At 42.4% G+C, this 21,391-nt stretch carries 21 protein-coding genes; 10 read left to right on the top strand and 11 right to left on the bottom strand.

The features are described from left to right. Window positions 1–114: 114 nt before the first annotated feature. From fabI to pspF, 7 genes are all read right to left on the bottom strand, one after another. Window positions 115–903 (bottom strand): enoyl-ACP reductase FabI, encoded by a 789-nt coding sequence (fabI, locus tag KZ793_RS07870; RefSeq protein WP_225814854.1) that lies wholly within the window; start codon window positions 901–903, stop codon window positions 115–117. Between the two features lie 174 nt (window positions 904–1,077). Next, window positions 1,078–1,887 (bottom strand): putrescine export ABC transporter ATP-binding protein SapF, encoded by an 810-nt coding sequence (sapF, locus tag KZ793_RS07865; protein WP_225814853.1) that lies wholly within the window; start codon window positions 1,885–1,887, stop codon window positions 1,078–1,080. Further along, window positions 1,888–2,880 (bottom strand): putrescine export ABC transporter ATP-binding protein SapD, encoded by a 993-nt coding sequence (sapD, locus tag KZ793_RS07860; RefSeq protein ID WP_225814852.1) that lies wholly within the window; start codon window positions 2,878–2,880, stop codon window positions 1,888–1,890. Next, a complete protein-coding gene (gene sapC / locus KZ793_RS07855; protein WP_118985928.1) occupies window positions 2,880–3,770 on the bottom strand; it encodes a putrescine export ABC transporter permease SapC in 891 nt (296 codons plus the stop codon). The genes sapD and sapC overlap by 1 nt, the downstream gene beginning before the upstream one ends. Then, window positions 3,757–4,722, bottom strand: a complete 966-nt coding sequence (sapB, locus tag KZ793_RS07850; protein ID WP_118985929.1) for a putrescine export ABC transporter permease SapB — start codon at window positions 4,720–4,722, stop codon at window positions 3,757–3,759. The genes sapC and sapB overlap by 14 nt, the downstream gene beginning before the upstream one ends. Further along, entirely contained in the window at window positions 4,719–6,383 is a 1,665-nt protein-coding gene (gene sapA, locus KZ793_RS07845; protein WP_225814851.1) for an ABC transporter substrate-binding protein SapA, read from the bottom strand. The genes sapB and sapA overlap by 4 nt, the downstream gene beginning before the upstream one ends. 256 nt (window positions 6,384–6,639) lie before the next feature. Then, a complete protein-coding gene (pspF, locus tag KZ793_RS07840; RefSeq protein WP_225814850.1) occupies window positions 6,640–7,644 on the bottom strand; it encodes a phage shock protein operon transcriptional activator in 1,005 nt (334 codons plus the stop codon). 196 nt (window positions 7,645–7,840) lie between these two features. Between pspF and pspA the strand changes: the two genes are divergently transcribed. From pspA to tyrR, 7 genes are all read left to right on the top strand, one after another. Next, the gene (pspA, locus tag KZ793_RS07835) at window positions 7,841–8,515 is read left to right on the top strand and encodes a phage shock protein PspA (RefSeq protein WP_225814849.1); all 675 of its coding nucleotides are present in this window, start codon (window positions 7,841–7,843) and stop codon (window positions 8,513–8,515) included. Window positions 8,516–8,551: 36 nt separating this feature from the next. Next, window positions 8,552–8,770, top strand: coding sequence for an envelope stress response membrane protein PspB (gene pspB, locus KZ793_RS07830; protein WP_225814848.1), 219 nt, complete (start codon window positions 8,552–8,554; stop codon window positions 8,768–8,770). After that, window positions 8,770–9,123 (top strand): envelope stress response membrane protein PspC, encoded by a 354-nt coding sequence (gene pspC, locus KZ793_RS07825; protein ID WP_225814847.1) that lies wholly within the window; start codon window positions 8,770–8,772, stop codon window positions 9,121–9,123. The genes pspB and pspC overlap by 1 nt, the downstream gene beginning before the upstream one ends. Before the next feature lie 41 nt (window positions 9,124–9,164). Continuing rightward, window positions 9,165–9,344 carry a hypothetical protein gene (locus tag KZ793_RS07820; protein ID WP_049581339.1) on the top strand — a complete coding sequence of 60 codons (180 nt, stop codon included), beginning with the start codon at window positions 9,165–9,167 and terminating at the stop codon, window positions 9,342–9,344. Window positions 9,345–9,392: 48 nt separating this feature from the next. Continuing rightward, window positions 9,393–10,790, top strand: coding sequence for a YcjX family GTP-binding protein (locus KZ793_RS07815; protein WP_225814846.1), 1,398 nt, complete (start codon window positions 9,393–9,395; stop codon window positions 10,788–10,790). Continuing rightward, window positions 10,787–11,851, top strand: coding sequence for a YcjF family protein (locus KZ793_RS07810; protein ID WP_225814845.1), 1,065 nt, complete (start codon window positions 10,787–10,789; stop codon window positions 11,849–11,851). Before KZ793_RS07815 ends, KZ793_RS07810 begins: the two co-directional genes overlap by 4 nt. A 256-nt stretch (window positions 11,852–12,107) precedes the next feature. Further along, on the top strand, window positions 12,108–13,691 hold the full coding sequence (gene tyrR / locus KZ793_RS07805) for a transcriptional regulator TyrR (protein ID WP_225814844.1): 1,584 nt from the start codon (window positions 12,108–12,110) through the stop codon (window positions 13,689–13,691). Between the two features lie 42 nt (window positions 13,692–13,733). On the opposite strand, the gene tpx is transcribed toward tyrR, so the two are convergent. Continuing rightward, a complete protein-coding gene (gene tpx, locus KZ793_RS07800) occupies window positions 13,734–14,237 on the bottom strand; it encodes a thiol peroxidase (RefSeq protein ID WP_225814843.1) in 504 nt (167 codons plus the stop codon). 173 nt (window positions 14,238–14,410) lie between these two features. Here tpx and KZ793_RS07795 point away from each other — a divergent pair, with 173 nt between their 5' ends. Continuing rightward, a complete protein-coding gene (locus KZ793_RS07795; RefSeq protein WP_225814877.1) occupies window positions 14,411–16,033 on the top strand; it encodes a peptide ABC transporter substrate-binding protein in 1,623 nt (540 codons plus the stop codon). Window positions 16,034–16,049: 16 nt separating this feature from the next. Beyond that, entirely contained in the window at window positions 16,050–17,033 is a 984-nt protein-coding gene (gene zntB / locus KZ793_RS07790) for a zinc transporter ZntB (protein ID WP_225814842.1), read from the top strand. Window positions 17,034–17,502: 469 nt separating this feature from the next. Here the strand turns inward: zntB and ttcA are convergent, their stop codons facing one another. From ttcA to KZ793_RS07775, 3 genes are all read right to left on the bottom strand, one after another. Continuing rightward, window positions 17,503–18,432 carry a tRNA 2-thiocytidine(32) synthetase TtcA gene (gene ttcA / locus KZ793_RS07785; protein ID WP_225814876.1) on the bottom strand — a complete coding sequence of 310 codons (930 nt, stop codon included), beginning with the start codon at window positions 18,430–18,432 and terminating at the stop codon, window positions 17,503–17,505. A gap of 974 nt (window positions 18,433–19,406) precedes the next feature. Continuing rightward, entirely contained in the window at window positions 19,407–19,826 is a 420-nt protein-coding gene (locus tag KZ793_RS07780) for a hypothetical protein (RefSeq protein WP_225814841.1), read from the bottom strand. Window position 19,827: 1 nt separating this feature from the next. After that, complete coding sequence (locus KZ793_RS07775; RefSeq protein ID WP_225814840.1) at window positions 19,828–20,829, bottom strand: hypothetical protein; 1,002 nt, start codon at window positions 20,827–20,829, stop codon at window positions 19,828–19,830. Between the two features lie 381 nt (window positions 20,830–21,210). On the opposite strand from KZ793_RS07775, the gene tssD reads away from it, so the two are divergent. After that, a partial coding sequence (tssD, locus tag KZ793_RS07770) for a type VI secretion system tube protein TssD (RefSeq protein WP_225814839.1) occupies window positions 21,211–21,391 on the top strand: 181 nt, incomplete at its 3' end.

The raw sequence follows: 21,391 nt of genomic DNA, 5'->3' as shown, positions 1-21,391 counted from the left end.
TTAATGGTTTAATGGTTTAATTAATTTATTATTTTATTGATAATAAAAGGCCCGAAAAACTGACTTTTCGGGCCTTGGCCTTATTGAGTTGAAAGTTACTGATTATTAATCAGATTATTTCAATTCCAGTTCATTCATTGCGGCAATGCTGAAACCACCGTCAACATGCAGGATTTCACCGGTAATACCGCCGGACAGATCCGAGCACAAGAATGTCGCAGCATTACCAACATCTTCAGTTGTTACAGTGCGGCGAATTGGGTTAACGGCTTCACAGTGAGCCAGCATCTTACGGAAATCCTTGATACCAGACGCTGCCAAAGTGCGGATAGGTCCGGCAGAGATACCGTTAACACGAACACCTTCAGCACCCATAGCGTTAGCCATATAACGAACATTAGCTTCCAGAGATGCCTTTGCCAGCCCCATTACATTATAGTTAGGGATTGAGCGCTCTGCGCCCAGGTAGGTGAGAGTCAGTAGAGCAGAATTTGGGTTCAGCATTTCACGGCAAGTTTTTGCCATGGCAACAAAGCTGTAAGAGCTGATATCGTGCGCGATTCTAAAACCTTCGCGGGTAACGGAACTGACATAGTTACCATCCAGTTGATCAGCAGGTGCAAAGCCAATGGAGTGAACAAAACCATCGAATTTTGGCCAAACTTTACTCAGTTCGGTGAACAGGGCTTCGATACTTTCGTCTTCAGCTACATCGCAAGGCAGAACGATAGTAGAGTTTAGGGAAGCAGCAAATTCTTCAACACGAGGTTTCAACTTGTCATTTTGATAAGTGAAAGCCAGCTCTGCTCCCTGGTCATGCATAGCTTTTGCAACACCATAAGCGATGGAGAGTTTACTGGCGACGCCAGTGATCAGAATGCGCTTGCCGGTCATAAAACCCATAACAGTATCCTTGTGTGATAACGCCGATAATGATATTCATGGATTAAAATTACTCACAGAGACAATATCAATATGACGTTTTATTGTTAATAAACCCAGTAATTCTATCACGCTAGGGAGAAATATGCTGTATTTTGCATTCTGCTCCGAGCAGTAATTATCGTTTTCTATATGTTAAGGAATATCCTGCCGCCAGGCATCAGCGGTGAGTGCTTCACCAAAATGGCTAGCGATCAGACGGCGGGTCATATCATGTAAAGGAGAAGCCAACACTTCTGCTGTATTTCCCCGCTCAACAACTTCCCCTTGATGCATGACCAGCACCTGATCGCTGATATGTTTCATCATGCCAAGATGCTGGGTGACATAGAGGTAAGAAATACCTTGTTTTTCCTGTAATTCCAACATCAGATTGATGATTTGAGATCGCATAGACATATCGAGTGATGCTAATGCCTCATCAGCAATAATAATCTGAGGTTGTAATATCAATGCGCGCGCCAGTGCTACCCGCTGTTTCTGGCCTGAGGCTAACATATGTGGATAATAATTGGCATGGTCCGGTAACAGGCCAACTTGTCGCAATGTCTGGTTGATCCGTTTTTCCCGCTCCATTGTATTGAGTTCGGTATTAAGCAGAAGGGGAATATCAAGAATTTGTCCAATACGCTGACGAGGATTTAGCGACGTACTTGGGTCCTGAAATATCATGCGAATACGTTGGCTGCGATAACTGTAATCACCGTAAGTGAGTTTATGGCCTTCGATCATGATTTCACCGGCAGTTGGCTCGATGACACCTGAAAGCATTTTTGCCAGTGTTGATTTGCCAGAACCGTTTTCACCAATAATTGCCAGTGTCTGTTTAGCTTTTAAGGTAAAGCTAACGGGTTTTACCGCATCAAGATGTTGACGATGAAAAAAACCGGTTCGATAGCGAAAAGTTTTAGCCAAATTCCTAACTTCCAGCAGAGTATTCACCAATTACTGTTCCTCCAGATTCAGTGGAAAGTGGCAGGCAAAAGCATGATTTTTAATCACCCGCAACCGTGGTGTTTCAATACACGTTTTTTGCGCATAAGGGCAACGCGGACCTAAACGGCAGCCGATTGGCAGATGTTCAAGGGATGGAATAGCGCCTGATAAGGTGTTTAACCTGCTTTTATGGGGCAAAGAGCTACCAAAATCAGGGATAGCGCGGCTTAACGCTTGTGTGTAGGGATGGTGTGGTGTTATCAGTAATTCATCGGGAACGGCGCTTTCGACCGTTTGGCCACAATACAGAACATTAATGCGATCCACCAGTTTGCTCATAACTTGCAAGTCATGACTTATCAGTAAAATGGTGGTGTGGTTGTTCTGATTTAATCGAGCTAGCAGACGGAAAATCTGAGCTTGCGTGGTTGGTTCCATCGCATTGGTTGGTTCATCTGCAATCAGCAGGCGTGGTTGGTTAGCCAACGCGATAGCAATCATGACCTTTTGGCACTCTCCCTCCGTTAATTCGCAAGGGAAGCTACTCATAATGTCTTTATGATCTTTAATGCCCACACGGTGGAGTAATTCAATAGCCCGGCGTTTTCGCCATTTGAAACGTTGCCACCAACGGCCTTTGTAAGTCCAGCTAGGGATGGCTTGAATGAGTTGCCGACCAATATTTTCAGAAGGATCAAGACAGGATTGTGGCTCCTGAAAAATCATTGAGATATTGTGGCCGATCACTTTGCGGCGCTGACGTGGAGTCAGACGGAGCAGGTCAATATCATCAAAGCGAAAACGGTCAGCCGTCACTTTGAGGTTATCTTTAGTGACTCCGCTTATTGCTTTGGCAATCAGGCTCTTACCTGAGCCTGATTCGCCCACCAGACCGCGTATTTCACCTTCTGTCAGTGACATACTGACGCGGTCAACTGCTTTGACTGGCCCTTTGGCAGTCATAAATTCAATAGTGAGATTGCGAATGTCGAGTAATGGCATTATTCCACCCCGGAATTAATTGCTCGGTGTAATCCATCACCTAATAAATTGACTAACAAGACACAGAACATGATTGCCGCGCCGGGTAACATAACGGTCCAGGGCGCAACATAGATTAGCTCCAGTGAATCGCCCAACATGGCTCCCCATTCGGGTGAGGGAAGTTGGGCGCCAAGATCAAGAAAACCCAGTGAAGCGATATCAAGTATGGCGATAGAAAGGGCACGAGTTAGCTCGTTGATCAAGGCGGCGGTAATGTTTGGTAATACGGCGTACCATAGAATATGGTAATTAGAGGCACCATCCAAGCGGGCGGCGATAACATATTCTTTATCTAGCTCATCGTGAACTGCGCTGTAAACTGTGCGAACGATACGTGGCAATAGCGCCAACCAAATAGCGATTATTGCATGCTGCAAACTGGCGCCGACAAAGGCGACGACAATAATTGCCAGCAATAGTGATGGGATAGAGAGTAATGTATCGAGAATATGATTGAGCACCGCGGATTTCAGTCCTCGTGTCATGCCTGCCAGACAGCCGATAATCAGACCACATAAAGCGGCGGCTAAAGTGACTAACAGCGCTGAACCGAATGTGGAGGCCGTACCTATTAGTAATCGGCTGAGAATGTCGCGCCCAAGATCGTCGGTACCTAGAAAAAATGCGATATTACCGTGATATGACCATGAAGGTGGCAGTAACTGATGACCAAGAAATTGTTGATCGAGCTTATAGGGGGCCAGATAGCTACCAAACAGACTTAGGGCGATCAGAATCAGCACCCCATAAAACCCCATCATTGCCAACATGTCAGAATAAAAAAAGCGCCAGATGACCTTTATCGGTGACGGCATTTTCTTTTCACGATAAAAATTATCTAAGGGCATACCATTCCTTATGCTTTAGAGGGTTAGTCATTGCGCCAATAATGTCAGACAGAACATTGACAGAAATCACCAGTGTGCCAATCACCATAACACTGGCAGAAATGGCGGAATAATCTTGCTGGCGAATGGCACTGACCAACCAATGGCCAAGTCCCGGCCAGTTAAATACCAGTTCCGTCATCATTGCCAGTGTCAGCATGGTGGAAAATTGTAATCCCAGTTTCGGAATGATAGGGGGCAACGCATTGTGTAATACATGACGACGGATAATTGTCAGCCTTGATAAACCACGGGTTGCGGCGGCTTTGATGTAGTTTTCACCAAAAACTTCTTCTGTGCTGTTTCTCATCAACCGGATAACTTCGGTTGTCGGTGCAACGGCGAGGGTAATAACGGGTAGCAGCAAGTGTTGCAGGGCACTGATGATCATCTCATTACGATAGGGTGATTTTGATAACCAGGCATCAATTAATGAGAAACCTGTTACAGGTTCAATCTGATATAGCAGATTAAAGCGCCCGGAGACGGGTAGCCAGCCGAGATAAAGGGAGAAAAATAGAGTGAGTAATAATGCTAGCCAAAAAATTGGGATGGAAAATCCGACTAAAGCAATGGAGATGATAACAGTATCCGCTGGTTTGTTACGCCATACTCCCGCAATAATCCCGAGTGGGATGCCGATTAGCAAGGCGGCAGAGAAAGCCAGAATACAGAGCTCCATTGTGGCGGGGAACACTTCCCGTAGTTGTTCGCTGATAAGTTCACCATTAATGCTGGATACGCCAAAATCCCATAGTAATAAGCTGTTGAAGTAGAATATATAAGCATCAAATAGGGATGCCCCGCTGAGTGGAGCATTGGGGGTAAAGTAACTGAGGCTAAAGCTTATCAGTGACAGGAAAAACAGGGTAATAATCAGCAATAGCAGACGACGGAGAGTGTAAATAATCATTTGCCATCCTTCTGAGTCATTCGGTTAGTCTCTTTTTCCCGATAAACGCCAGCGAAAGAGGCATTACCAAATGGACTGAGTACTAGCCCTTTAATATCATAACGGTAAGCCTGTAAATGCAGAGAATAGGCTAATGGTAATATAGGTAATTGCTGCTCAAGGGTTTGTTGAGCCACATGATAATACTTAATTCGGGATAATAATTGCTGGTTAATCAAGGCTTCCCGCAAAATTTTATCAAATGTTGGATCACACCAATGGCTGAAATTTGTCTGTGAAGCGATAGCCGCACAGCTTAATAGTGGACGGAAAAAACTGTCTGGGTCATTACTGTCAGTTGACCAGCCTGATAAGGTCATATCGTGAGATTTATCCATCAGTTTGGTTTCCTGAAAGCGGCCTTCAACAGGCTTGATACTCATGGTAATACCAACTTGTGCTAAATCGGCCTGAATCAGCTCTGCCATTTTGAGTGGACTTGGATTATATGATTGAGAGGCGGAAGGTACCCATAAGCTCAATTGCAAGCCATTTAATCCGAGATCATTGAGCATTTTACGGGATTTTTTTGGGTTGTATTCCGTAATTTCAGTTTGATTATCATAAGCCCATGATGCTCGAGGTAAAATTGATGAGGCTGTCTCCGCCGTACCATAATAGATGGATTGCATCAGCCGTTGGTTATTAATAGCGTAGGCAATGGCTTGCCGAACCTGTAGCTTATCAAGTGGTGGCTTGCTGGTATTGAAAGCCAGATAAGCGATATTCATTCCTGGGCGTAAAGTCAGACGCAGGCGGGGATCATCTCGTAAAACTGTAAGCTGACTGGCAGCGGGATACGCTAATACATCACATTCACCGGTTAAGAGTTTAGACATCCTGCCGGTACCGCCGGCACCGACGTCAATAACTATCTGGCGCATTTGTGGTTTGCCTTTCCAGTATTGATCATGGCGAACCAGCCGGATAAATTGTCTGGTCCGATGATCTTCCAACATAAACGGGCCTGTGCCGACAGGTTTCCAGTCAATTTGTTCATGGCGATTCATTTGATGCAATTGTTGCCCATATTCTTGTGAAAGTATTGGGGCATAGTGGGTTGCCAAATGCCAAAGAAAAGAAGCATCTGGTTCGTTCAAGCGAAATTCCACCGTATATTCATTAAGTTTACGGATACTTTGAATAGAATCGGCCAGTTGGAGGCTGTCAAAATAGGGATAATGCCCGCCATTGACGTTGTGATAATAGTGTTGCTTATCAAACAGACGTTTAAAGCTGAAGATGACATCATCAGCATTCATGTTACGGGTCGGAGTAAACCAGTCTGTTGATTGAAATGAGACATTATGGCGCAAATAAAAACGGTAGGTAGCGCCATTATCCAGTACCTCCCAACGGGAGGCTAATTCAGGGAGCAAACGGTAAGTGTAAGGGTCAACATCCAGTAAACGCTCATAGAGTTGTGCTGCCAGTGTATCGACAGTTAAGCCGCTGCTAGCCAGTTGAGGATTAAAGGTATTCAGGTTACCGTTAACGCAATAAATAAACCCTTGTTGCTGAATGTCAGCCGGAACGTGGGGATTTTTTTCAGGCGTAGCTATTGTTTCTGCAATAGCAGGGACTGAAAGGGATAATATGATCCAATAAATCAAACTGCGCATATAAGGCATCTGTTATTAATTAGAATTGACACATTGTATCTCAATTCGCGCTTGAGCCCAAAAAAACGCTGCGGGGATGGTAATGAGAAAAATTCTCAACAAAGTGCTTTACAAAACGTATTGATAACCATTATCATCTGTATCGCACTTCCCGGGAACAGTTGTTATGTCCCAGGAAAGGCACGACATTGCTCACATTGCTTCCAGTGTTTTTTAGCCAGCTCGGGTGCTGGCTTTTTTTTATCTGTAATCCGGCTCACTTATCGCCGACATTGATATCATATTTCTTCATTAAGCCTCGTAATTGATAATAGGTCAGCTGTAGTTTCTCTGCTGCTTTTCTTTGGTTAAACCTGCTCTCTTTTAATGATAACTCTATTAATTGTCGTTCGCTGTCATGTTGCCACTGTTTCAAATTAACAGGCAGTGAAGGCAGAAGTCGTGAAGATAAATCATTACTATCATCAACATTGGCTATAAAATGCGGTGTGGAGGCGAATGGGTTAATAATAATATTATCAAGTTGAGCAGAATTTTCGCCGTGACGATAAACCGATCGTTCCACAGCATTTTTCAGTTCACGGATATTACCGGGCCAGGTGTAATTCTGTAACTGTTTTTTTGCCTGGTCAGTGAAACCGGGAAATAGTGGTAAATCAAGTTCGCGGCACATCTGAATAGCAAAATGTTGTGCTAGCAACATGATATCCTGCTGCCGTTGCCGCAATGGTGGGATTTTAACTACATCGAAAGCCAATCTATCGAGCAAATCAGCGCGGAATTGCCCTTTAGCTGCCATTGCGGGCAGATTATCATTGGTCGCGCATATCAGTCGAGCATCGACTTGTAATGGTTGACTGCCGCCAACGCGTTCAAGATGCCCATATTCAATGACGCGCAATAGCTTTTCCTGAACTTGCATTGGTGCGGTTGCCAGTTCATCAAGAAATAGCGTACCCCCATCGGCACGTTCAAATCTTCCTTGATGTCTTTTTTGTGCGCCAGTAAATGCGCCAGCCTCATGACCAAATAACTCTGAATCCAATAGATTTTCATTCAAAGCCGCGCAGTTTAGGGAGATAAATGGTCCTTGCCAGCGGGGGGATAAATAATGCAAACGGCGGGCAATCAGCTCTTTGCCGGTGCCGCGTTCCCCAATAACGATAACGGGTTTGTTTAATTTTGCCAGCGCGGATACTTGCTCCAGGATTTCAATAAAGCTGTTTGCTTCACCTAATAGATTTTCCGTGGTGTCATTCATGGTTATTTTCACCAATAATTGGTTATTTTAGCCACTTTATTATGTTGTGATAAAAAGTCAAATAAAAAAATTTCTTTATATTTCATAAAAATAGAGCAAGTGAAAAGTTGGCACGACTTTTGATATGAGTATGGGATAGGAAATAGCAGTGACATCAATAATACCAACCAATCTTAACCAAAGAGGATAATTTACTATGGGTATTTTCTCTCGTTTTGCTGATATCGTGAATGCCAATATCTCTTCATTACTGGATAAAGCGGAAGATCCGCAGAAAATGATTCGCCTGATGATTCAGGAAATGGAAGACACTTTAGTTGAAATTCGTTCAACTTCTGCTCGTGCTCTGGCAGAGAAAAAGCAGTTATCTCGCCGCATTACCTCAGGTGAACAACAAATGCACGATTGGCAGGAGAAAGCGGAACTGGCGTTGAATAAAGAGAGAGACGATTTAGCGCGGGCAGCTCTGCTTGAAAAACAGAAAGTGGCTGCTTTAGTGGAGACATTGAAACATGAATTAACCGTATTGGAAGAGACACTTGAGCGTATGAAAGGGGAGATTGTTGAGCTTGAAAACAAACTTAGCGAAACCCGAGCAAGACAACAGGCGTTGGCTCTGCGTCATCAGGCGGCAGCCTCTTCCCGACAGGTTCGTCACCAACTTGACAGCGGTAAAATTGATCAGGCAATGGCTCGCTTCGAACAATTTGAACGCCGTATCGATCATATGGAAGCGGAAGCAGAAGCCGTGGGCATGGGAAAACAAAAATCTCTGGATCAACAGTTTGCTGAATTAAAAGCAGACGATGAAATCAGTGCGCAGTTAGCGGTAATGAAGGCTAAAATAAATGCTAATAAAGAACAACATTAAATGTTGCTGCACTCAACTAACCATTAAGGAAAAGTGATGGGTTCTATATTTCTTGGCATTCCACTGACTATCTTCGTACTTTTTGTATTACCCATCTGGTTGTGGCTGCATTATAACAGCCGGAATTCAAACCAAAGTCAGTTGGATCAGCATGAAATTCAGCGTTTGGCGGAGCGTGTACAACATATGCAGGCACGAATTAAAACATTGGAAGATATTCTAGATGCAGAACATCCTGACTGGAGGCAATCATAATGTCGAATGGTAACCGCCGGAAACTGTATCGAATACCTGAGAAGGGTAAGATTAAAGGTGTTTGTGCCGGGTTGGCCTATTATTTTGATGTACCAGTACGTTTAATTCGTGTTATCGCGGTATTGTCGCTCTTCTTTGGCCTGTTTGGTTTTGTGGTTGTTGCTTATATTGTATTGGTTTTCATCCTTGATCCGGCGCCCACGGGTTATACCGAAGAGGCCCATTTTTCAGCACAAAACTTGCTGAATGAAATCGACTATCAATTGAAATCGGGAGAGATTCGCCTGCGTCAAATGGAGCGTTATGTCACTTCGGAAACGTTCAGCGTTCGCAGCCGTTTCAGGCAGCTTTGATAATAATTTAGGAATGCCTTGGGCTAGTTGTGGAGTCATTAATGTTGAAACGAACTCATGAAGCGGCGGAACACGATAATTGGTTCCGGGAACAAGTGAAACAAGGTCTCAATGAGGCCGATGATCCTAACACGGTTTGGGTTTCTCATAAGTTGGCCAAACAAGAGATGCAATGTCAGCGTGAAGCCCTGCAAGCACGAGTTGCAGGAAAAGTTAAATGATGCAACTAACTGGTATTGCCTGATCGTAATACTTATCACAGGAGAGACATGAAACGGCTGCAAAATGAATTAACTTCGCTGGTTAATCGTGGGATGGATCGTCATTTGCGGTTAGCTGTAACAGGATTAAGTCGTAGTGGTAAAACAGCGTTTATCACCTCTTTGGTTAATCAGCTACTTAACCTCCATAGCGGTGCCCGGTTGCCGTTATTTTCTGCTGTGCGTGATGGTCGTTTGTTGGGTGTAAAACGGGTTCCTCAACGCGATTTGGGCGTTCCTCGTTTTACCTATGATGAAGGGTTGACCGCACTTTACAGCACACCACCTGCCTGGCCGACACCGACACGGGGTGTCAGTGAAATCCGGCTAGCACTGCGTTACCGTTCTGAGAATTCTCTATTGCGTCATTTTAAAGAAACTGCCACGTTATATCTGGAAATTGTGGATTATCCCGGCGAATGGCTGCTAGATCTCCCGATGTTGGCGCAAAGTTACTTAACATGGTCACATCAGATGAATGGCTTATTGCGGGGACAAAGGGCTGAATGGGCAAAACCTTGGTTGGAACTTTGCAAACAGTGCGATCCACTGGCACCCGCAGATGAGAATCTATTGGCTGCTATTGCTCAGGCTTATACGGAATATTTGGTTAAATGCAAAGAGCAAGGGTTGCATTTTATTCAACCGGGGAGATTTGTTCTGCCCGGTGACATGATGGGGGCTCCGGCTTTACAATTTTTCCCGTGGCCGGATATCAACAATATCACAGAGTCACAATTTGCTCAGGCAGATCAACACACGAATATCGGTATGTTGCGTCAGCGCTTTGAATATTACTGCCAGTCGGTTGTGAAAGGGTTTTATAAAGCGCATTTTCTACGTTTTGATCGGCAGATTGTATTAATCGATTGTTTACAGCCATTGAACAGTGGACCACAAGCATTTAATGATATGCGTTTGGCGTTGACACAATTAATGCAGAGTTTTCATTATGGTAAACGAACGCTCTTCCGCCGCCTGTTTTCCCCTTGCATTGATAAATTAATGTTTGCTGCCAGTAAGGCAGATCATGTTACCGCAGATCAGCATGCTAATTTGGTTTCTTTACTCCAGCAATTGGTTCAGGAAGCCAGACAAAATGCGGTTTTTGAAGGTATCAGCATGGATTGTGTTGGCTTGGCATCGGTACGGGCGACAGAAAGTGGCATGATTGAACACAATGGTGAAAGGATTCCGGCGTTGAAAGGATATCGGCTTACCGATGGTAAATCACTGACATTTTTTCCCGGAGAGGTGCCCCGGCGTTTACCTGAGGATAATTTCTGGCAAAAACAGGGTTTCTCTTTCGAGGAGTTTAGCCCTTGTCCGGTAAATGTTGATACACCATTGCCTCATATTCGGTTGGATACCGTGCTGGAATTTTTAGTAGGAGATAAAGTGAAATGACGGAGCCCTTGAAGCCAAGAATTGACTTTGAAGAGCCCTTACCGGGGCCACAAGAGCCGGTTTTAAAGTCCGCTCAGATCTTTGATGAAAAAGACATGGCGAATTTCTATCCTGTATCGCCAGAGCTTGAAACGGCAGAGCGCGAAGGTCAGGTGGAAGGGATAGTTAACGCAGCACTGAAACCCAGGCGTAGTTGCTGGCGTAAAATGGTCTATGGTGCTCTGATTTTATTGGGCGTGAGTGCTATTGCTCAGCTTGTACAGTGGATTTATCAATCATGGCAGCAACAGGATTGGAGCGCGTTAGGTGCAGCGGCAGCGGGGAGCATGATTGTCTTTGCGGGTATAGGTTCTCTTGCCAGTGAGTGGCGTCGCCTTTATCGGCTAAGAATGCGGTCTGAGGAACGCGAGACTGCGAGAGCGTTATTGCAACATCATGGTGTGGGTAAAGGGCGGGAATTTTGTGAGAAGTTGGCAAGTCAGGCGGGTATCGAACAGCATCACCCGGCGTTACAGCGCTGGCGGGCCGCTTTACATGATACACATAACGATCGTGAAGTGATGGTGTTGTACAGTAAATGGGTTCAACCTGTTTTGGACTCTCAAGTCAGGGCTGAAATCAGCCGCTGTGCTGCGGAATCAGCATTAATGATAGCAGTCAGCCCGTTGGCCATTGTCGATATGGCATTTATTGCCTGGCGTAATATCCGGCTAATTAATCGTATTGCAGCGCTATATGGTATTGAACTGGGATATTTCAGTCGTATTCGGCTCTTCCGCCTTGTTCTGCTGAATATTGTTTTTTCTGGTGCTTCGGAAGTGGTGCGGGAAGTGGGTATGGATTGGTTATCGCAGGATATCGCCGCGCGTCTTTCTGCCAGAGCCGCTCAAGGGATCGGTGTCGGTTTACTGACCGCCCGACTGGGTATCAAAGCGATGGAATTATGCAGGCCATTACCTTGGATAGAAGGTGACAAACCTAAATTAGGAGATTTCCGTCGTCAGCTAATCACTCAACTTAAGAATATCCTGCCAAATAAGTCTAAGAATATAGTTAATTAAATGATATATGCTTTAATTCTATCTGAACGCACAAAATATCCAGATAACGACAATATTTTACGTTATTTTATTAATCTGTTTTATAATCAATCTTAAAATTTGTTTATTTTAGTGAAAGTTTCAAATGCTGTGTTATTTACCACATTAAAAAACCGGAGTCTGGTCAATTTTTACTGACAGAATGCTTCATATGAATAATCGTAGAGAGTAGTATTTTAAAAAATGATATGTATTCGTGTAAATAAGGTCAAAACAGATGCGCTTAGAAGTTATTTGCCATGATCGAATTGGGCTGACCCGTGAATTGCTCGATCTACTGGTATTAGAGAATATTGATTTAAAAGGGATAGAAATATCCCAAATCGGCCGGATTTACCTTAATTTTTCACCAGTTGATTTCAATGTATTTCGTAAATTGATGGCGGAAATTCGCCGTATTAATGGTGTTATTGATGTTCGTACCGTCTCTTTTATGCCTTCTGAAAGAGAACACAAAGCGATGTGTGCACTGTTGGAATCCTTGCCTGAGCCTGTTTTTTCAGTTGATCTGAAAGGAAATATTGAGCTTGCTAACTCTGCGGTGTTTAAGCTGTTTGGTGTTAGTGAGGAACAAACTTATCAAAAACCTATCGGGCAGTTTATCAGCGGTTATAACTTTTCGCGCTGGTTTGAAAATAAAAATGTCCAGCAACGTGTGGAAAGGATAACTCTCAAAGGTCTGGACTACCTGATGGATATTACTCCCATTCAACTGATTGATGAAAAGCAGAAAATGCAGTGTGTTGGCACAGTAATTATGCTCAAATCCGCGGCCCGAATAGGGAATCAACTGAAAAAACTGGCTGTCAATGATGGTAGTGAGTTTAAGACGATTATCGCTGTTAGCCCAAAAATGACTCAGATTATTGAGCAGGCCCGTAAAATGGCGATGCTGGATGCGCCACTGTTGCTGATTGGCGAGACAGGAACTGGCAAAGATATTCTGGCAAAAGCCTGTCATTTACACAGCTTACGCGGAAAACAGCCCTTTTTGGGGTTGAACTGCGCATCGATGCCGGATGATGTAGTAGAAAGTGAACTGTTTGGCTATGCTGCCGGCGCTTATCCTAATGCAATTGAAGGAAAGAAAGGTTTCTTCGAGCAGGCTAATGGTGGCACTGTTTTATTGGATGAAATTGGTGAAATGTCGCCACAGATGCAAATTAAGCTGCTGCGTTTTCTGAATGACGGTACTTTCCGCCGAGTAGGGGAAGAAAACGAAGTCAAAGTGAATGTCAGGGTTATCTGTGCTACACAAAAAAATCTGGTTGAATTGGTGCAGCGAGGGGAATTTCGCGAAGATCTCTATTATCGCCTTAATGTGTTGGCGATTACACTCCCGTCGTTGCGTGATCGCAAAGCAGATATTATGCCGCTGGTGGAGTATTTTATTGAGCGCTTTTCTGAAGAGCAGGGAGTACTGAAACCGAAATTGTCCCCTGAACTTTCTCACTTTCTGACGAGTTACAGTTGGCCCGGTAACGTAAGGCAGTTACAAAATTCCATCTATCGGGCGCTGACTCAGCTCGAAAATATGGAGCTGACGCCGCGGGATATACAACTGCCAGAGTTTGAAACAGAGGTTTCTTTTAGTGAGGATGTGTTCAATGGTTCTCTGGATGAAATCAGTAAACGTTTTGAACGTTCGGTGCTGACGCGTCTTTATCGGCACTATCCCAGTACGCGTAAACTGGCTAAACGTCTTGGGGTATCGCATACGGCGATTGCCAATAAATTGAGAGAATATGGTCTGAGTAGCAGGAAGCATACTACTGAATATGAGCCGGATGATGACGAATAAAATAATGCCCACCGGAAGTGGGCACTATACAAATCACGGGATTTATTTCAGTACGGCCAGTGCGCTATCGTAATCTGGCTCATTAGTGATTTCATCAACCAGTTGGCTATAAATCACGTTATCGCTTTCATCAAGCACAATGACTGCACGGGCTGTGAGACCACTCAGAGGACTGTCGCTGATGGCAACGCCATAATCTTCACTGAAAGTACCGCCCCGCAGGGTAGATAGCGTGACGACATTTGATAACCCTTCCGCGCCACAGAAACGGGACTGAGCAAAAGGCAGATCGGCAGAAATGCACAGTACGACGGTATTTTCCAAATCATTCGCGACCTGATTAAATTTACGTACTGATGCCGCACAAACACCGGTATCGATACTTGGGAAAATATTCAGCACCTTATTTTTTCCGGCATAGTGGCTAAGAGAGACATCGGAGAGATCTTTGGCTGTCAGAGTAAAATCTTTCGCTTTTTCCCCTGATGTTGGGAACTGGCCGTTTACGGCGATATCATTGCCTTGAAATTTTACTGTTTGTGTCATAGTTTTCTTCCTCTGATAAATGAACCACGATTGTCCAGTGTAGAAGAATATCCGGCTCTTGCCCATCAAAAATAGTGCTTGTGAGAGTAAAATTGTCTGATTGTGTCATTTTGGCAATGGTTTATAATTTAGTGATGGGATATCTATTTTATAACAGGGCAGACTATTACCTTATGCGTTATTTCAATCTGATTTCTTGTGCACTACTTATCAATAGTTCTCTTATCACCGTTTCTGCTTTTGCTGCGGAAGTTCCTCCTGGCACTCAACTTAATGACAAACAGGAACTGGTGCGTCATCTAAAAGACGAACCGGCATCCTTAGACCCGATTAATGCTGTCGGTCTGACAGAGGCGCAAGTTCAGCGTGATCTGTTTGAAGGGCTGGTGAATCAGGATGCGTATGGCAACGCCATTCCTGGTGTCGCAGTAGCGTGGAAAACAGCAGACAACAAAACTTGGTTTTTTACGTTGCGTTCTGATGCCCGTTGGTCAAACGGCGATCCCGTTACTGCGACAGATTTTGTGTATAGTTGGCAGCGGTTGGTCACGCCGGCTAATACGTCATCTTTCGCTTGGTTTGCCGCACTAGCGGGTATTGAAAATGCTCAGGGAATTATTGATGGTAAATTAATTCCTGCAAAACTGGGTGTTGAGGCCATTGATAAACACACACTAAAGGTGACGCTAAACCGGCCTGTGCCTTATTTTCCTAACCTGACGGCGAATTTCAGTCTCTATCCGGTAAATAAGAAGATAGTAGAAAAATATGGGAAAGAGTGGATAAAAGTTGGCAATTTGGTGGGGAATGGCGCTTTCGAATTACATGATCGAATTATTAATGAAAAAATCGTCCTGACACCAAACCCTTATTACTGGGAGCATAAAAAAACGGTCCTGACTAAAGTCACATTCGTACCCATTAATCAGGAATCACACGCCACTAAACGCTATCTGGCGGATGATTTGGATATCACCGAATCCTTCCCGAAAAATATGTATAAAAAATTGCAGCATGATTTACCTGGGCAAGTCTATACTCCGGATCAGTTGGGGACCTATTATTACGCTTTTAACACACAGCGTGCACCGACTAATGATGCCAGAGTGCGTAAAGCGCTTTCCATGGCAATTGACCGTAAAGTCATTGCGGAAAAAGTCTTGGGGACAGGCGAGAAACCTGCCTGGCATTTTACGCCGGATGTGACCGCCAGTTTCCAGCCGATGATCAGTGAAATGGAGCAACATACACAAGCAGAATTGGACCAACAAGCCAAAGTTTTGTTACAAGCGGCTGGTTACGGGCCGAACAATCCACTGAAACTTTCTCTGCTCTATAATAATTCCGAGAACCACCAGAAAATTGCTATCGCTATTGCTTCTATGTGGAAGAAGAAACTGGGTGTGCAAGTGAATCTGATGAATCAGGAATGGAAAACTTATATTGATAGCCGTAACACGGGCAATTTTGATGTTATTCGTGCATCTTGGGTTGGTGATTATAACGAACCCTCTACATTTCTAAGCCTGTTAACTTCAACGCATAGTGGCAATATTGCTAAATTCCATCAGGCGAATTATGACAAATTGCTACAATCTGCTAGTTTGCGAACAGATAATGCTTTAAGGAACGATGACTATAACAAAGCGGAGCAAATGATTGCTGAACAGGCACCTATTGCACCGATTTATCAATACACTAATGGCAGGTTGATAAAGCCTTGGTTAAAAGGATACCCGATCACCAATCCTGAAGACGTGGCATACAGCCATACTATGTACATAATTAAGCACTGAGGGTAAGGAGTTGGATGTGGAAACCATTTATGGCTCATTACTGAAAGAGGCTGATGCAGTCTATGCTTGTCAGTTTGATGGTCAAGGCGGCATGACAGCGATTGATATGAATGGATTAGCCACACCAACTCAACCTTTTTGGCAACATTTGGATTACCATAATCCGAAGAGTTATCGCTGGATAATGGACACTGATTTGTTGCCAGAAACTGTCAAAAAGGGGCTGGCTGGAGAGAGTGTTAGGCCGAAAATAATCCGCACTGGCGGTGGGACGATGATCACGCTGCGAACAATTAATAGCAATAAAAGTGAACGTCCCGATCAACTAGTCACGTTCCGTATTTATATTAATGCTGAAATTGTTATTTCCAGTCGTCATCGTAAAGTGCATTCACTTGAGCAGGTATTGAATGATTTACAAAATGGTATAGGCGCGAAAACGACCGGGCACTGGTTGGTTGAAATGGTTGATGCAATAACCGATGAAGTGGGTAATTTTATTGAAGATCTTCATGACAACCTTATTGAGCTTGAGAATATGATTCTGGAGCAACGGATACCAGAACGGGGTGGGTTAGCTTTATTGCGTAAACAATTGATTATTCTGCGTCGTTATATGGCGCCTCAACGAGATGTATTTGCCCGTCTTGCGGGTGAAAGATTACTCTGGATGAGTGATGAAGATCGTCACCGAATGCAGGAAATATCTGACCGCTTGGGAAGAGAATTGGATGATTTGGATGGTTGCATTGCTCGCACGGCAGTTATTTCAGATGAAATGACATCCATAATGGCGGGTGCGATGAACCGCCGTACTTATACTATGTCATTACTTGCTATGATTTTTTTGCCGACAACATTCCTGACCGGATTATTTGGTGTCAACCTTGGTGGTATTCCTGGCAATGAATATTATTTAGGTTTTGCTATCTTCTGTTTATTGTTATTCGGGTTGGTTTTGTTTGTTGCGTGGTGGTTAAGGCAAAGTAAATGGTTATGAAAATTAAATAATTATACCTAATAGATTTCGAGTTGCAGCGCGGCGGCAAGTGAACGAATCCCCAGGAGCATAGATAACGATATGACTGGGGTGAGTGAAAGTAGCCAACAAAGCAGCAGCTTGAAAGATGAAGGGTATATTTGGAGAGATGAAACACAACTGCGGGGAAATGTTACTAAAATGGGTTCTTAATTTGAGATATATCAATATTCACCAATCGTCATTGAGGCATGATAACTCTTGCAGGTGAAAACAACGTTAAGCGATGAACGTTGTTCTCCGTAATTGTAGTTTTTCTCACATAAGTCTTTATACAGAATAATTGCCCATTCTTGTGCCGATATTAATTTATAATGTCGGCTTTTTTTATTTTTCATTGTTGTTGTAGGAAAACAATGAAAAATCAAGATGAAAAAGAAGAAGAAATTAACGCTCTGAAATATATCCAGAGCGATATGATTAAGAATAACTATTTTACTTCAACAATATCCAACCGTTCCGATTGATAATCGGACTGATCTTCTATATCAACAACGGGTTGTATGGGTAATTCTTCGCGGTCAAAGGCGAGATCACCACCATCAATAACTTTGCTGCCGTGAGTGATATGTTTAAAATCGAATAAATTAAAATCGCTGAGATGAGATGGAACGACATTTTGTACCGCACGAAACATGGTTTCAATTCTGCCCGGATAACGCTTATCCCATTCCCGTAACATATCCTTAATAACCTGGCGTTGCAGGTTGGGTTGTGAACCACAGAGATTACAAGGAATGATCGGGAATGCTCTGGCGGTTGCATAGCGCTCAATATCTTTCTCACGGCAATAGGCAAGAGGGCGAATGACAATGTGTTTACCATCATCACTCATCAACTTTGGTGGCATACCTTTTAGTTTGCCGCCGTAAAACATGTTGAGAAATAAAGTCTGCAAAATATCATCACGATGATGGCCTAATGCAATTTTCGTTGCACCCAACTCAGTGGCTGTACGATATAAGATGCCACGGCGCAGACGCGAACAGAGTGAACACGTTGTTTTACCTTCGGGTATTTTCTCTTTCACTATGCCATAAGTATTTTCTTCGACAATTTTATATTCGACACCCAGTTCATCCAGATAAGCGGGAAGGATATGCTCAGGAAAACCGGGTTGTTTCTGATCCAGATTAACTGCAACAAGTGAAAAATTAACTGGAGCGCTTTTTTGCAGATTTTGCAGGATAGATAGCAGGGTATAGCTGTCTTTACCACCAGAAAGGCAGACCATAATACGATCGCCTTCCTCAATCATATTGAAATCAGCGATTGCTTGACCGACATCACGGCGTAAACGCTTCTGTAATTTGTTCAGGTTATATTGTTGTTTCTGATCCACCACGGACACTCTGTAGATAATGTTTAAATGGGATTTAGGGGATGGAGTATACCATTTTTATTACCTGACACCTTAAAAGAGTTTGCGATAGATTCCGCTCGTTTTTACCTGTTAATGCTAATGAAATGAATTGATAGCTTTTTCTGTTGTCGAAGGTGAAGAGCACCCATACTCTGGATTCTATTGGTAACCGGTATCAGAATGGAGATGAAAATCAGATTGCAGTGCTGCAATTTAATCATGGTCTGACTGTTATTTATATTGAGCCTCTTGAGTTAGTACAATGAATAATGTTTTTGAATTAAGATTATTATTGTTGATATGAGAGAAAATGCTGTACCTATATAAGTGCTAATGATACATGTTTTCATCCAATGCGTTAGACTGGAGGGTAGATTTTGAATAAAGTCATAAGATTCTTGGTGCATATATTTACTATCAGGCTGATTTATCTTCATTTTTTTTCCAGTTAATAACCTGTAGAAGAACAAAACGACGTGAATCTGATCACGCATCCTTCCGAAGCGTTGTATCATTATGCCTGTTGGTAAATAAAGTCCTTTTTCTATATATAATTCAATAATTTTATCCATCTTTTTTTGATTTATTTTGTAAATGGCTATTGATATAATCAAAAATAAAAGAGATAAGAAAAGACATATTGTCATTATCAAATCCAATATTCTCATAGTTAATTTCCTATAAACAAATCTACAGTAAATTCCGCAGCTTTCTCAAATCCATAGTTATCTATAGCCTTCCTGGCTACGTGTTCTTCTGAAAAAGCCCTAATTAAAGAACGGAAAGATATATTTGTCATATGTAAGAAATACTATCCCAATAGCGAAAGATAATAAAATGATTAAGAGATAATAACAATAAGAGAAATTATTCTGTGCATATTAATCTCCAAAAAAATACTCAATAGAAGATTTACCCATTGCATTCTCCATTTTTATTTCTAATATGATCTCCAGGTTTTAGTGCGTATTTTAGTTGAAAACATAAGAGTATTTATGACATAAAGCCGTTACTGTTGATATAAAGAAGAATATAAAACTTATATTAATGGTGATGAAATATGTTTTTATCCAATGAGTTAAACTGGAAGGTAAATTTTGAATGAAATCATAAGATTCTTGATACATGTATTTACTGTCAGGTTTATTTATTCTCATTCTTTTTCCCGTTAATAACATGTAGAAAAATGTAGCAACCTGAAACTGACCATAAACACCGATAAAACGACCAATGTTCACACCTGTTGATAACAAAAGCCCTTTTCCTATATATAATTCAATAATTTTATCCATCTTTTTCTGATTTATTTTATAAATAGTTATTGATATAGCAAGAGAAAGAAGAAAAGAAGAAAAAGAAACAAGTAAAATGATAAAAGTGATTCTATTCATATTAAAAGCCCATTGAGTATTCAACAATAAGTTCGAGGAACCATTCTCCACCTTTGCTGCCAATATAACCACCAGCAAGGCCGCCGCCCGCCATGCAAAGTCCGACAGTTAAGCCATCAGTTGCAGCTCCAAGAGCAACACATGCTGCACCTGCTGCCGTGCTGCTCAAATATCCTATACCCATCCCGCCACCTGTTCTACCTGCAAATTTACTATATTCTTTGATAGCTACTTTTTCACATTTTCCTGTTTTCCCATAATTACAGGCATCAATAACCTGTCCGGTGGTATCAATAAAATCTAGGCCAATGGCAACTCGGCCGCCATATTTCATCCATTTAATCATTTTTTCACTTTGCATAATTGTTTGACTATATCCCTTTATTGCGCCAACTCCGACTTTATCCCATTGATGAGCAATGGCTTTAGTGGATAACTTTAGCGCATGTTTTAAATTAGGATGTTGGTCGATTTTCAAAGAGAGTCGGCCAACTTTATTCAATAATCCCTTTAGGTTACCCATAATCAATTGTCTTTCTACATAAAACTCGGGACTGACATATTTTCGGTTTAGCCCATTTAGCCGATATTCTTTTTGATAAAGCTTCTGTAATTTTGACAGATTTTTTTTAATTTGGGAGAAATAAGTATCACCCAGAGATGAAGCGGTACCAACCAAAGTTCCCCCCTGATCCAGCACATAGTGAAACAGGCCAAAATGACGATGCAGAAATGCCGCGTATTCATTGGGTAAAGTTGCAATGGATCGGTTTACTTCATACTGAGATTGCTTCAATAGCTGTATTATATGTGGCGGATTATAGGAATCTGGATCTGCAACCAGCAGGATTTGTCCCGGTTTCAGGAATCGGTAATTTGCATTTAATGACATAAAATACCGGGCCGCTTCGCTATTTGAATGGCTGAATAACAGACTTGCCTGAAAACTCAATCCTCCAGGTTGCTGTACGACACAGAAACCGGGTTGAATGTTTCTTTTCATAAATACTCTATTTGTTCCTGTGGTAGTTTTTAACATGTTGGCCCGACGTTAGATAACATAACTTAATCAGATAATCGGATTATCTTCAACATATAGCAAACGGGTTTCTAATCTCTATGGAGTGAGTATTTATAGGGGGTTAAGTGATGTATAAATTCAATCTGATGTTGTCGGTTAATATTGATTAATTTACGGTTTTTTATTTATTAAAGGATAGCAATAGTGATAAAAATTTTTTATTATCTTTGACCTGACTACGAGCCTGCAATATTTACATTTATATAAGATACTTAACGATTCATTACAATTCTCTTATTGAAATCGAAGAAAAATAACTCAGAATGGAAAATTGGACACAAGGTAAATTAATTAAGGTGTAGTATGGAAAATATGATTTATGTGACGATAAATGGTGAATCTCAGGGGCTTATTTCTCAAGGATGTTCGACTTTGGATTCCATTGGTAATCGGTATCAGCATGGACATGAAAATCAAATTATGGTGTTGCAATTCAATCATGGTCTGACTGTTGCTCAGCATGTTAATTATCAGCCGGTAAACT

It is taken from the genome of Photorhabdus antumapuensis, assembly GCF_020387775.1.
Taxonomy (GTDB): Bacteria; Pseudomonadota; Gammaproteobacteria; order Enterobacterales; family Enterobacteriaceae; genus Photorhabdus; species Photorhabdus antumapuensis.
Note: the sequence above shows the minus strand (reverse complement) of the source record. Positions and strands in the feature narration are given on the sequence as shown.

Excerpts from the sequence above, each read along its gene's own strand:
- fabI (WP_225814854.1), bottom strand. The coding sequence starts at position 903 with ATGGGTTTTATGACCGGCAAGCGCATTCTGATCACTGGCGTCGCCAGT.
- sapD (WP_225814852.1), bottom strand. The coding sequence starts at position 2,880 with ATGCCATTACTCGACATTCGCAATCTCACTATTGAATTTATGACTGCC.
- sapC (WP_118985928.1), bottom strand. The coding sequence starts at position 3,770 with ATGCCCTTAGATAATTTTTATCGTGAAAAGAAAATGCCGTCACCGATA.
- sapB (WP_118985929.1), bottom strand. The coding sequence starts at position 4,722 with ATGATTATTTACACTCTCCGTCGTCTGCTATTGCTGATTATTACCCTG.
- sapA (WP_225814851.1), bottom strand. The coding sequence starts at position 6,383 with ATGCGCAGTTTGATTTATTGGATCATATTATCCCTTTCAGTCCCTGCT.
- pspF (WP_225814850.1), bottom strand. The coding sequence starts at position 7,644 with ATGAATGACACCACGGAAAATCTATTAGGTGAAGCAAACAGCTTTATT.
- pspA (WP_225814849.1), top strand. The coding sequence starts at position 7,841 with ATGGGTATTTTCTCTCGTTTTGCTGATATCGTGAATGCCAATATCTCT.
- pspB (WP_225814848.1), top strand. The coding sequence starts at position 8,552 with ATGGGTTCTATATTTCTTGGCATTCCACTGACTATCTTCGTACTTTTT.
- pspC (WP_225814847.1), top strand. The coding sequence starts at position 8,770 with ATGTCGAATGGTAACCGCCGGAAACTGTATCGAATACCTGAGAAGGGT.
- KZ793_RS07820 (WP_049581339.1), top strand. The coding sequence starts at position 9,165 with ATGTTGAAACGAACTCATGAAGCGGCGGAACACGATAATTGGTTCCGG.
- KZ793_RS07815 (WP_225814846.1), top strand. The coding sequence starts at position 9,393 with ATGAAACGGCTGCAAAATGAATTAACTTCGCTGGTTAATCGTGGGATG.
- KZ793_RS07810 (WP_225814845.1), top strand. The coding sequence starts at position 10,787 with ATGACGGAGCCCTTGAAGCCAAGAATTGACTTTGAAGAGCCCTTACCG.
- tyrR (WP_225814844.1), top strand. The coding sequence starts at position 12,108 with ATGCGCTTAGAAGTTATTTGCCATGATCGAATTGGGCTGACCCGTGAA.
- tpx (WP_225814843.1), bottom strand. The coding sequence starts at position 14,237 with ATGACACAAACAGTAAAATTTCAAGGCAATGATATCGCCGTAAACGGC.
- KZ793_RS07795 (WP_225814877.1), top strand. The coding sequence starts at position 14,411 with ATGCGTTATTTCAATCTGATTTCTTGTGCACTACTTATCAATAGTTCT.
- KZ793_RS07780 (WP_225814841.1), bottom strand. The coding sequence starts at position 19,826 with ATGAATAGAATCACTTTTATCATTTTACTTGTTTCTTTTTCTTCTTTT.
- KZ793_RS07775 (WP_225814840.1), bottom strand. The coding sequence starts at position 20,829 with ATGAAAAGAAACATTCAACCCGGTTTCTGTGTCGTACAGCAACCTGGA.